The sequence below is a fragment of the Halostagnicola sp. A-GB9-2 genome (assembly GCF_030068615.1).
Lineage (GTDB): Archaea > Halobacteriota > Halobacteria > Halobacteriales > Natrialbaceae > Halostagnicola.
On the sequence record NZ_JASJOC010000004.1, the window covers coordinates 354,227 to 366,635 of the forward strand.

A 12,409-nucleotide genomic window follows, 5' to 3' on the forward strand; every position below is an offset into this window, starting at 1 on the left:
CATGCAAAACAGCACACCAAAAGACATTGGATCGATAAACTTCGGGCTCATGGAGCCCGAAGAGTATCGGGAGATGAGCGCGACGAAGATCATCACCGCGGACACGTACGACGACGACGGGTTCCCCATCGACATGGGGCTGATGGACCCGCGATTGGGCGTTATCGACCCCGGTCTCGAGTGTAAGACCTGCGGTAAACACTCCGGGTCGTGTAACGGTCACTTCGGCCACATCGAACTGGCCGCGCCGGTTATCCACGTCGGCTTTACGAAACTCATTCGACGGCTCCTTCGAGGAACCTGTCGAGAGTGTTCGAAGCTCCTGTTGACCGAAGACGAGCGGGACGAGTTCCGCGACGACATCACGGAATCTCGAAAACTGGGGCGGGACTTAAACGACGTCACCAAAGCGGCGATCCGGCAGGCTCGAAAGAAGGATCGGTGTCCACACTGCGGCGAAATTCAGTACGACATCGATCACGAGAAGCCGACGACCTACTACGAGGTCCAGCAGGTTCTCACGAGTGAGTTCTCTCAGCGTATCGCCGGTGCCATGCAGGGCGATGAAGAGGAAGGCATCGAGCGAACGACGCCGGACGAACTCGCTGAAAAGACCGAAATCGAGATCACTCGAGTCAACGAGATTCTCTCGGGATCGTTCCGTCCGCGCGAGAGCCAGCGAAAGGCTATCGAGAAGGCACTGGACATCGACCTGACTGAGGAGGACACAAACAAGCTAATGCCGAGCGATATCCGGGATTGGTTTGAGAACATTCCCGACGAGGATATCGAAGTGCTCGGAATCGATCCCGACCGTTCCCGTCCGGAGTGGATGATCCTCACCGTCCTTCCGGTCCCGCCCGTGACGGCACGACCGTCGATCACGCTGGATAACGGCCAGCGTTCTGAAGACGACCTCACGCACAAGCTTGTGGACATCATCCGGATCAACCAGCGGTTCATGGAGAACCGCGAAGCCGGTGCGCCACAGCTGATTATCGAGGACCTCTGGGAACTGCTGCAGTACCACGTCACGACGTTCATGGACAACGAGATTTCCGGAACGCCGCCAGCCCGACACCGCTCGGGTCGACCGCTCAAGACCCTCAGTCAGCGACTCAAGGGTAAGGAGGGGCGTTTCCGCGGATCCCTTTCGGGGAAGCGTGTGAACTTCTCCGCCCGGACTGTCATCTCGCCGGACCCGACCCTTTCGCTTAATGAGGTTGGTGTCCCCGACCGGGTCGCATCGGAGATGACCCAGACGATGCTCGTCACAGAGCGAAACGTTGAGGATGCGCGACGATACGTCGCGAACGGACCGAACTCACACCCCGGTGCGAACTACGTTCGCCGACCCGACGGCCGTCGGCTGAAGGTCACCGAGAAGAACTGCGAGGCACTCGCAGGAATGACCGAAGATTCCGACGCGGAAGGGATCCAAACGATCGGTCCCGGCTGGGAGGTCAACCGACACCTCATTGACGGCGACATCGTGATCTTCAACCGCCAGCCATCCTTGCACCGGATGTCGATTATGGCCCACGAGGTCGTGGTCATGCCGTACAAGACGTTCCGTCTCAACACTGTCGTCTGTCCGCCGTACAACGCTGACTTCGACGGTGACGAGATGAACATGCACGCGTTACAAAACGAGGAGGCACGCGCCGAAGCGCGCGTCCTCATGCGCGTGCAAGAACAGATCCTGAGCCCCCGCTTCGGTGAGAACATCATCGGCGCGATTCAGGACCACATCTCCGGGACGTACCTGCTGACACACGACAATCCGCGGTTCAACGAGACACAGGCACTCGACTTGCTTCGTGCGACGCGGATCGACGAGCTGCCGGAGCCGAGCGGTATCGATGACGAAGACGAACCGTTCTGGACTGGCCACGATGTCTTTTCCGAACTCCTGCCGGACGATCTCAACCTCCACTTTACCGGCACCGTCGGCGAGGACGTGACCATCGAGGACGGACAGCTCCTCGAGGGCACCATCGCCGAGGACGAGGTTGGCGAGTTCGGTGGAGAGATCGTCGACACAATCACAAAGGAGTACGGGAACACCCGCGCTCGAGTCTTCATCAACGAAGTCTCGACGCTGGCGATGCGTGCGATCATGCACTTCGGGTTCTCGATCGGGATCGACGACGAGACGATCCCCGGAGAGGCTCAGGATCGCATCGACGAGACGATCCTCGATGCGAACGACCGCGTCGAGGAACTCATCGACGCCTACGATGCGGGCGAACTCGAGAGCCTGCCCGGCCGAACGATCGACGAAACCCTCGAGATGAAGATCATGCAGACGCTCTCGCGGGCACGTGACAACGCGGGTAACATTGCGGAGGAGCACTTCACGGAGGATAACCCGGCCGTAGTCATGGCCGAATCCGGAGCGCGTGGCTCGATGCTCAACCTGACCCAGATGGCCGGCTGTGTCGGCCAGCAGGCAGTTCGGGGAGAGCGTATCAACCGCGGCTACGAGGACCGGACCCTCTCGCACTACGAACCGAACGACCTCTCGGCTGAGGCACACGGGTTCGTCGAGAATTCCTACACGAGTGGACTCACACCGCGCGAGTTCTTCTTCCACGCGATGGGTGGCCGCGAAGGGCTGGTCGACACGGCAGTCCGGACGTCGAAGTCCGGCTACCTCCAGCGCCGGCTGATCAACGCGCTCTCGGAACTCGAGACCCAGTACGACGGGACCGTTCGAGATACGAGCGACACGATCGTTCAGTTCGAGTTCGGCGAGGACGGCACCTCGCCAGTCAAGGTCGGCTCCGACGAGGAACACGCCGTCGACGTCGACGGAATCGCCGACCGCATCGTCGAGGCCGAGTTCGAGGACGACGCCGAGAAGGCGGCGTTCATCGGTCCGAAACAGGAGACGACGAACCTCTCCGAGCACGCGGACAGTCGTCGATTGCCCGACGGCGCGGAGGTGAGCTCCGATGACTGAGATTGCCTACGACGTCAGCGAGGACACGATCGTTCTCGTCGAAGATTCGGATCTGCCGCGACGACTCAAAGACAACGTCTACGAGACGATCGAAGCTCGAGACGCGCTCACGAACGAGCAGATCAACGAAATCGTCACCGCCGTCGAGAACAAGTACGTCGATACGCGAGTCGATCCGCTCGACCCCGTCGGCACCGTCTCCGCGCAGTCGATCGGCGAACCCGGGACGCAGCTGACGATGAACACGTTCCACTACGCCGGCGTCGCGGAGATCGACGTGACCCAGGGGCTTCCACGCCTCATCGAGCTTGTCGACGCACGGAAGACGCCGGATACACCGATGATGACGGTGTTCCTCGAGGACGAGTACGCGACCGAACGCGAGAAAGCCCACGAGGTCGTCTGGAAGATCGAGGCGACGCAGATCCTCGCACTCGGTGACGTGTCGACGAACGTCGCCGACATGCGCGTTCAGATCTCGCTGAACCAGGACACGCTCGAGGAGCGAATGATCTCCGCCGAAGCGGTCGCGGGGATCATCGAAGACAACCTCGGCGTGAAGACAGTCCAGCAAGGGCCAACGATCGAATTCGGTCCCGAAGAGCCGTCCTACCGCGATCTCCTTCAGCTCGTTGAAGAGCTTCGGGATATCACGTTCAAGGGTATCGAAGAGGTCTCTCGGGTCGTTATCCGGCGCGAAGAGTTGGACGACGGCAACGAGGAGTTCGTCCTCTACACCGAGGGGTCGGCCTTCGGCGACGCGCTCGCGATCGAGGGCGTCGACGCCTCGCGAACGAAGTGTAACAACATCCACGAGATCCACCGCAATCTCGGGATCGAAGCCGCTCGAGAGACGATCATCGAGGAGACGAACAACACGCTGGCCGAGCAGGGGCTCGACGACGTGAACGTTCGGCACCTGATGCTTGTCGCCGACATGATGAGCAACGAAGGAACGATCGAGTCGATCGGTCGCCACGGCATCTCCGGATCGAAAGATTCCGTCCTCGCACGGGCGGCGTTCGAGGTCACGGTCAATCACCTCCTGAACGCGGCGATCCACGGCGAGATCGACGAACTCGACGGCGTTACGGAGAACGTCATCGTCGGCAAACCGATCAAGCTCGGAACCGGTGACGTCGACCTGCGGATGGGATCGACCGGGCCGAGTAGTCAAGCCGACTGATGGGCGTCACCCTCGAGGACGAGGCACGTCAGTACCTCGCGGCCTTCGAAGACGCGACCGAGACGACGGGCCAGGACTGTCTCGTCGACGACGACCAGTTGTTAATCGTGGTCGAAAGCGGCGAGATGGGCGAGGCGATCGGGCCCGGCGGACAGAACGTGATGCAGTTCGAGGACCGCGTCGACAAGTCGGTTCGGCTCGTCGAAGACGCGGATGACCCCGAGACGTTCGTCGCGAACACGCTCGCGCCGGCTGCGGTGTACAACGTAACGGTCAGCGAGAACGACGACCTCGTGGCTTACGTCGAGGTCGCGGACGAAGACCGCGGCGTCGCGATCGGTTCGAACGGCGAGACGATCGAGCGGGCACGCACGTTGTGCGACCGGCACTTCGGATTCGACGACGTGCAGTTGATCTGACGCGGTCGCGAGTTTCCTTTTGCGAGAAACGAGTTGACTCGAGGGACGTCTTTCGCGATGGGGGGTTCGAGATGCGTTCCGAAACGGGAAAGACGAGTTGTCGGCGACCATTCCGACACCTCCTGCCCGCCGAGGGGCGCTACGCCGCGTTCTGCCCGTAACTCGAGTCGTTATGAAACGCGCTCAGATTCCTCGAGGGGGGTACCTCGAGCGTTCTCGGGACGTAACGCCGACTCCAAACAGGGATGCTTAAGTGCCTCCGTCGGATACCGACGTGCATGGCAAACGGCAAATACGCCGCGCGCAAGCTCAAGAAGGACCGCCAGAATCAGCGGTGGTCCGACTCTGACTACGCGCGCCGTGCACGTGGACTTCGAGAGAAGTCCGACCCGCTCGAGGGTGCCCCGCAGGCTCGCGGGATTGTCCTCGAGAAGGTTGGTATCGAGGCAAAACAGCCGAACTCGGCGATTCGAAAGTGCGTCCGAGTGCAGCTGATCAAGAACGGAAAGCAGGTCACCGCGTTCTGTCCCGGTGACGGTGCAATTTCGTTCATCGACGAGCACGACGAAGTGACCATCGCCGGTATCGGTGGAGCGAAGGGTCGTGCGATGGGTGACCTTTCCGGTGTTAACTACAAGGTTGACAAGGTCAACGGTGTCGCACTCAAAGAACTCGTTCGCGGAAACGCGGAAAAACCGGTGCGATAATCATGGCGGCAGAAGACCAACCAGACCCAGATGCACCCGCCGGCGATGCTGATGTTTCAGCGCAGCTGTTCGGCAAGTGGGACATCGGCGAGATCGAGTACGGCGACCCGTCGACGGAGCGATACATCAACGCGACGCCCGTTGCTCACACCGCGGGCCGACACGCGAGCAAGCAGTTCCAGAAGTCCCAGATCTCGATCGTCGAGCGCTTCATCAACCGGCTGATGCAGACCGAAGAGAACACGGGCAAGAAACAGCAGACGCTGAACCTCGTCCGTGAGGCCTTCGACATCATCCACGAACGCACGGAGGAAAACCCCGTGCAGGTGCTCGTCTCGGCCGTCGAAAACGCCGCACCTCGAGAGGAGACCGTCCGCCTGAAATACGGTGGCATCTCCGTTCCGAAGGCGGTCGACGTCGCCCCACAGCGACGTGTCGACCAGTCGTTGAAGTTCATCGCCGACGGCGTCCAGAGCAACTCCTTCAAGACGCCGACGCCCGCTGAAGAGGCGATCGCGAGCCAGCTGATCGGTGCCGCGGACTACGACGTCCAGACGTACGCGATCAGTCAGAAAGAAGAAAAAGAGCGCGTTGCGGCCGCCGCACGCTAACGCGTTTTTCACTTTTGTTTTCAGCCCCTCGGGAGCGATAGCTCTCGTTTTCACGGTAGGCGGTTTTGAGTGGTTTCGGATCTCTACTACGGCGATTTGTCGCCACAGCACTCGAGAGCACAACCATCTTCGTGACGGCCCTCGAGCAATCGACGGGAGATGTCGTCAGAGATCACGCGGTGATGGTTCAGAAACCAACTCGCACACGCTTGTCCGGGCCGTAGCTCTCATCCGGGACGGAGTCGTTCGTTCTCTCGAGCACGCGGTCGCCTCGGCTTCAGTCCGCCGCTACGGTGTCGTCGCTGACGTAGGATCGCGTCGCGTCCACGAGCACTTGCTTGTAGGAACTCGAGTCCGGTTCCTCGGTCAACTCTCGAAACCGTTCTCTGAATCCCTCGAAATCGATGCCGGGGGCGTCCATCGCGGCCGCGTGGGCGAGGTCGTACAGTCGGTGGTCGTCCTCGAGGAGGTCGTGACGTTCGGCCAGCGCCAGCGCAAACGCGGCGTTGACTGCGGTGATTTCGGGGTCGGCGCTCGGCGAGATTCGCTCGAGGCCGGGTCTCGAAGGCGGGTTCGGCCGATCCGCGACCGCCGCCGCGAGCGAGGACTCGAGGAAGGCAAGTAGTTTCTCGCCGGGGCCCACCGAGAGGGTGATGTCGTCGGCGTAGATGTCTTTCATGTGATTGGCGATCTGGTAGCAGTGGGCGAGTTTTCGGCGCTCGACGCGCTTGCCCGCGAGCGAGAGGTAGAGTACTTCGTCGATGGACTGGGTGTGAGAGGGGTGGGCCTCCTCGTGGCGGGCCATATGGGCGAACTCGTGGAGGGCGAGTTCGCTGGCCATCGCGCTCGAGGCGACCTGTCTCGAGATGTTCAGCACGTGGTAGTCATCGTAGTGGGCGGCCCAGGTCCGTTCGTCGGGGTCGTCTCTGAGACGAACGGTAACGGGGAGTGAGAGGTCGTGTTCGGTTTCGAAGCGGTCACGGGCGCTGAGAAAGGGGGCGGCGGGGCCCGATCCGTGCACGCGGATATCCATGGTTATCAGTAGCAAGGGCTGGTCATGTATGTCTTTTTCGCCCGTTCGTCGGCGTCGAGCACTGTTGCTCGAGTCGGTGGGGGTTTTGATTGCGATGAGATCCGCTGAAGGTTCCGTTCTGCCGGTTCGATCTTGCGTGGTATTCACTCACGGAAACGGGAGATTCACGTCATCCAGCGGGTTATTGTCTCGATTTCCGACGCCAGCGAAACACTACCCTTTTGACCCCACTGCCGGTAAAGGTGGATATATGGGCCGACGCAAGAAGATCGTACAGGAGTGTGAACGGTTGATGGACGAACCGGAGAACATCCGGAACATCGCTATCGCCGCTCACGTTGATCACGGTAAAACGACGCTTTCGGACAATCTGCTGGCCGGTGCCGGCATGATCTCCGACGACACTGCCGGTGAACAGCTCGCGATGGACACGGAAGAAGACGAGCAGGAACGTGGGATCACCATCGACGCGGCGAACGTTTCGATGACCCACGAGTACGAGGACACGAACCACCTCATCAACCTCATCGACACGCCGGGCCACGTCGACTTCGGTGGCGACGTAACCCGTGCGATGCGTGCCGTTGACGGTGCGCTCGTCGTCGTCGACGCCGTCGAGGGTGCCATGCCACAGACCGAAACGGTCCTCCGGCAGGCGCTTCGCGAAGGCGTCAAACCGACCCTGTTCATCAACAAGGTCGACCGCCTGATTTCCGAACTGCAGGAGGGTCCCGAGGAGATGCAACAGCGTCTCGTCTCGGTCATCAACGACGTCAACGAACTGATCCGGGGAATGACCCAGGATATGGACGACATCGAGGACTGGACGGTCTCCGTCGAAGACGGTACCGTCGGCTTCGGTTCCGCACTCTACAAGTGGGGCGTCTCGATGCCGTCGATGCAACGGACCGGCATGGACTTCGCCGAGATCATGGAACTCGAGCGCTCGGACAGTCGCCAGGAGCTCCACGAGAAGACGCCGCTGTCGGACGTCGTGCTCGACATGGTCTGTGAGCACTTCCCGAACCCAGTCAACGCACAGCCGCGTCGTATTCCGCGGGTCTGGCGTGGCGACGCCGAATCCGAACTCGCAGAGCAGATGCGCCTCGTCGACGAATCTGGCGAAGTCGTTCTGATGGTCACCGATATCTCGATGGACCCACACGCCGGCGAGATCGCCAGCGGTCGTGTCTTCTCGGGAACACTCGAGAAGGGCCAGGAACTCTACGTTTCCGGGACCGCGGGCAAGAACCGCGTTCAGTCCGTCGGTATCTACATGGGTGGCGAACGCGAGGAAGTGGACAACGTTCCGGCAGGGAACATCGCCGCCGTCACCGGTCTTCGGGATGCGATCGCCGGTTCGACCGTCTCGAGCGTCGAGATGACGCCGTTCGAATCGATCGAGCACATCTCCGAGCCGGTCATCACCAAGAGCGTCGAAGCACAGACCATGGACGACCTGCCGAAGCTGATCGAAACGCTCCGACAGGTCTCCAAGGAGGATCCAACGATCCAGATTACGATCAACGAGGATACGGGCGAACACCTGATCTCCGGTCAGGGTGAGCTCCACCTCGAGGTTATCACCCAGCGTATCGAGAAGAACCAGGGGATTCCGGTCAACACCGGTGAACCGATCGTTGTCTACCGCGAAGCGATCCAGCAGGCCAGTGATCAGGTCGAGGGGATCTCGCCGAACCGCCACAATCGTTTCTACATCTCCGTCGAGCCGCTCTCGGAGGAACTTGTCGACACGATTAAGATGGGCGAGGCGTCCATGGACATGCCCGAGCAGGAACGCCGCGAAGCCCTGCAGGAATCCGGCATGGACAAAGATGACTCCCAGGACGTCGAGCACATTCACGGCTCGAACATCCTGCTGGACCAGACGAAAGGTATCCAGCACTTGAACGAGACGATGGAGCTGTTCATCGAGGGACTCGAGGACGCCCTCGACAACGGTCCGCTCGCGAACGAGCCGGTCCAGGGAACGCTCATCCGACTTCACGACGCACGGCTCCACGAGGACACCATCCACCGTGGCCCTGCACAGGTTATCCCGGCAACGCGAAACGCCGTCCACAAGTCGCTGATCGACGGCCAGATCAAGATGCTCGAGCCGATGCAGGACTGCCGTATCGACGTGCCGAACGACCACATGGGTGCCGCCTCCGGCGAGATCCAGGGTCGTCGTGGCCGCGTCGACGACATGTACCAGGAAGGAGACCTCATGGTCGTCGAGGGTATCGCGCCCGTCGACGAGATGATCGGATTCGCGAGCGACATTCGCTCCGCGACCGAGGGTCGCGCCTCCTGGAACACGGAGAACGCAGGCTTCGAGGTCATGTCCGACTCGCTCCAGCGTGAGAAGGTTATGGAGATCCGAGAGCGCAAGGGTATGAAACTCGAGCTGCCGCCGGCTATCGAGTATATCTAAGGCCGTTCTGCGGATCGCGTTTTGCGGATATCGCCTTTTCGATTGTCCCTTCGGTTGAGAGCCGCTTCTTCGTTCCGTATACGATTATTGAATCGGCTGCAGTTGCTGGTCTTAGTTATTCTTATCAGCGAAACGTAAATTCTGAGCACCAAGTTGTGCCGGTAGTTGTCGTTTCGTTGAAACAGTTAACGTGGCGGTCTACAGGCTGAACAGGCCGAGTGTCTCGAGTAAGCAACTGGCCGTGCGTCTCGTTATTCGCGCTCGCCCGCTCCGAGCGCACTCTCACCGACTTTCTCGTGGCCCTCGATAACTTCCTGACCGCCCATGTACGGCCGAAGCGCCTCGGGAATCGTCACGGTTCCGTCGTCGTTCTGATGATACTCGAGGACCGCCACCATCACTCGAGGAAGCGCGAGCCCGGAGGCGTTCAGCGTGTGCAGGTACTCGGCTGATTCGTGTCGCTCGGGTCGGTATCGAAGCCCGGCGCGACGAGCCTGGAACTCCTTGAAGTTCGACGCCGAGGAGACCTCGAGCCACCGGCCGCCTTCCTCGGGGCCGTCTTCCATGTCGTCGCCAGGCGACCAGACTTCGATGTCGTAGGTCTTGGCCGAGGCGAAGGTCAGGTCGCCGGTACAGAGCTCGAGGATTCGGTAGGGAAGCTCGAGTTTGCGCAGGACTTCTTCTGCTTCCCCGAGCAACGACTCGAGGCGCTCTTCGCTGTCCTCGGGGTCGACGAAGTTGACCAGTTCGACTTTGTTGAACTGGTGGACGCGGACGATGCCCCGCGTCTCGGTCCCGTGCTCGCCGGCTTCGCGTCGGAAGTTCGGCGAGTAGGCTTGATGCTTGAGCGGGAGGTCATCGGAAAGCAGGATCTCGTCGGCGTACATGTTGGTGACCGAGACCTCCGCGGTCGGACAGAGCCAGAGGTCGTCGTCGTCGTACGCTTCCTCGTTATCCCCGCTGAGGCGGTAGGCGTCGTCGGCGAACTTCGGAAGCTGGCCGGTTCCGCGCATCGACTGGCTATTGACCGGGACCGGCGGGAAGATATCGACGTAGTCCTGCTCACGGTGGACGTCGAGCATAAACTGGATCAGCGCGTGCTCGAGGCGGGCACCGTCGCCTTTCAGGAAGTAGAAGCCGGAGCCGGTCGTCTTCGCGCCGCGAGCCTCGTCGATGATATCGAGTTCCTCGCCCAAATCGTAGTGGGGGACGACCTCCTCGGGCAGGTCGTGCTCGCCGTCAAAGCCCCAGCGGCGGTGTTCGACGTTGTCGGCCTCGTCCTCGCCGACGGGGACGCTCTCGTCGGGGACCTGTGGGATTTCGAGCATCTGCGCTTCGAGTTCGTCCTCGAGTTCCGAAGCCTCGGATTCGACGTCCTCGATGTCGGCTTTGAGCGACTGCGATCGCTCGATGGCTTCCTCGGCCTCGTCGTCTTTGCCCTCCTGTTTCAGTTCGCCGATCTGAGAGCTAATCTCGTTGCGCTCGTGACGAAGCTCGTCGCCGCGTGCTTTCAGTTCGCGCCAGCGTTCGTCGAGGTCGAGGATCTCGTCGAAATCGACGTCGGTCCCTCGATTCTCGAGAGCGTCGCGTACCGCGTCAGGGTTCTCGCGTAGATAAGTCCGATCGAGCATTGAACGGTGATTCTTTGTCACTCGGCAAAACCGTGTCGGAAGACGACGTTTTCCGTGAATCAAATCGCAACGAGACCGCCCGATCCGGAACGAGTGGTCGTAATCCGTCTCGGGATGACTCATATCGGCACTGTCTGCTTCGAAGCCGCAGTTCGCGGGAAACGCTTTTTTGCCGGGGGCGCAGTTCTCCGCTATGGATCCGTTCGAGGGCGAAGCGTCGTCGCGGCCCGTCGAATACGAGCCCGTCAGCGTCAAAGACGTCCTGGTTGAGATGAAAGACACCGCGGAACTGCTGATAGATCTGTCCTACTCCGCGGTTTTACACCGTAACGAAGAGCTTGCGACGGAGGTCCTTCGGTTGGAAGAGCGCATGGACGTCCTCGAGCTTCGCGCGCGAATGAGCTTGATGATGGCCGCTCGCAGTCCGGACGAAGCAGAACAGCTCGCGCCAGTGCTCGGTATCGTCGCCGCGGCGGGACTGATCAGCGACGCCGCCGGCGATATCGCGAAGATCGTCCTCGAGGATATCAGACTTCCCGAGGCGATGCGCGCGGCGCTCCCCGAGGCGGTCGAGATGCTCGTCCGCGGCGTTGTCGACGGCGATTCCGAGTACAAGGGCCGGACGCTCGAGGATATCGACCTCGAATCTAAAACCGGCGTGCGGGTTATCGCACTTCGCCGGGGTGAGGAGTGGTTGCTCAATCCTGGTCCGACGACCCGTATCGAGGCCGATGACGTCGCGTTTCTTCGCGGCCCCGAGTCGTCGATCGGCGACGTGTTCGAACAACTCACCGGCAAGCCCTACGACCCGCCGGCGACAGATGCGCCGGCGATCGACGACTTAGAGCGCGCCGTCGACACGATTGTGCACATGAAGAACCTCTCGGAGCTGGCTGTCGATCTGGCTTATAGCTCTATTCTCTTCGACAGCGAGGAACTTGCCGAGGAAGTTCGAAACCTCGAGGTCGAAGTCGACGCCATGGAGTCGCGCTTCGAAGCCTGGACGCTGCGAGCGGCCGCCGACGCCGAAGACCCGGTCGCGCTTCGGGGACTGATTCACCTCGGCAGCAGTACGGAGGTCATCAGCGACGCCGCAGTCGACATCAGTGAGGGCGTTCTCAGGGATATCGACGTTCACCCGGTCGTCCACCTCGCGGTCCAAGAGAGCGACGAGATCCTCACTCGCGTCGAACTCGAGGAGGGAAGCGAACTCGACGGCACGTCCGTGACCGCTGGCGTTCCCGACGTCGATGCGACGATGTCCGTTATCGCGATCCGTCGCCCTGAGGAGGGATGGCTGCTCGTCGGCGAAGCCGGCGCGACACTCCGCGGCGGGGATGTTCTCATTTCGAAAGGGACGCGAACGGCGGCCGACGAGTTCGAAAAATTAGCGCGGGCCTGACTCGCGGGGCATCGGCCG

At 61.1% G+C, this 12,409-nt stretch carries 9 protein-coding genes; 7 read left to right on the forward strand and 2 right to left on the reverse strand.

Going from position 1 to position 12,409, the window contains the following annotated elements:
- Position 1: 1 nt before the first annotated feature.
- The 5 genes from QNM96_RS12875 (at position 2) to QNM96_RS12895 (ending at position 5,888) form a co-directional block, all read left to right on the forward strand.
- Positions 2 to 2,965, forward strand: coding sequence for a DNA-directed RNA polymerase subunit A' (locus tag QNM96_RS12875; protein ID WP_283836784.1), 2,964 nt, complete (start codon positions 2 to 4; stop codon positions 2,963 to 2,965).
- The gene (rpoA2, locus tag QNM96_RS12880) at positions 2,958 to 4,151 is read left to right on the forward strand and encodes a DNA-directed RNA polymerase subunit A'' (protein WP_283836785.1); all 1,194 of its coding nucleotides are present in this window, start codon (positions 2,958 to 2,960) and stop codon (positions 4,149 to 4,151) included. The genes QNM96_RS12875 and rpoA2 overlap by 8 nt, the downstream gene beginning before the upstream one ends.
- The gene (locus tag QNM96_RS12885) at positions 4,151 to 4,570 is read left to right on the forward strand and encodes a NusA-like transcription termination signal-binding factor (protein WP_283836786.1); all 420 of its coding nucleotides are present in this window, start codon (positions 4,151 to 4,153) and stop codon (positions 4,568 to 4,570) included. The genes rpoA2 and QNM96_RS12885 overlap by 1 nt, the downstream gene beginning before the upstream one ends.
- 278 nt (positions 4,571 to 4,848) lie before the next feature.
- Entirely contained in the window at positions 4,849 to 5,277 is a 429-nt protein-coding gene (locus QNM96_RS12890) for a 30S ribosomal protein S12 (protein WP_004267302.1), read from the forward strand.
- Positions 5,278 to 5,279: 2 nt separating this feature from the next.
- Complete coding sequence (locus QNM96_RS12895; RefSeq protein WP_283836795.1) at positions 5,280 to 5,888, forward strand: 30S ribosomal protein S7; 609 nt, start codon at positions 5,280 to 5,282, stop codon at positions 5,886 to 5,888.
- Between the two features lie 277 nt (positions 5,889 to 6,165).
- Here the strand turns inward: QNM96_RS12895 and QNM96_RS12900 are convergent, their stop codons facing one another.
- A complete protein-coding gene (locus QNM96_RS12900; RefSeq protein ID WP_283836797.1) occupies positions 6,166 to 6,921 on the reverse strand; it encodes a DUF5781 family protein in 756 nt (251 codons plus the stop codon).
- 250 nt (positions 6,922 to 7,171) lie between these two features.
- Between QNM96_RS12900 and QNM96_RS12905 the strand changes: the two genes are divergently transcribed.
- Positions 7,172 to 9,358: an elongation factor EF-2 gene (locus QNM96_RS12905; RefSeq protein ID WP_283836799.1), complete on the forward strand. Its 2,187-nt coding sequence runs from the start codon at positions 7,172 to 7,174 to the stop codon at positions 9,356 to 9,358.
- A gap of 251 nt (positions 9,359 to 9,609) precedes the next feature.
- Here QNM96_RS12905 and serS read toward each other — a convergent pair whose 3' ends face one another.
- Positions 9,610 to 10,989 (reverse strand): serine--tRNA ligase, encoded by a 1,380-nt coding sequence (serS, locus tag QNM96_RS12910; RefSeq protein WP_283836801.1) that lies wholly within the window; start codon positions 10,987 to 10,989, stop codon positions 9,610 to 9,612.
- Between the two features lie 193 nt (positions 10,990 to 11,182).
- On the opposite strand from serS, the gene QNM96_RS12915 reads away from it, so the two are divergent.
- Positions 11,183 to 12,391, forward strand: a complete 1,209-nt coding sequence (locus QNM96_RS12915) for a TrkA C-terminal domain-containing protein (protein WP_283836803.1) — start codon at positions 11,183 to 11,185, stop codon at positions 12,389 to 12,391.
- Positions 12,392 to 12,409 lie beyond the last annotated feature (18 nt).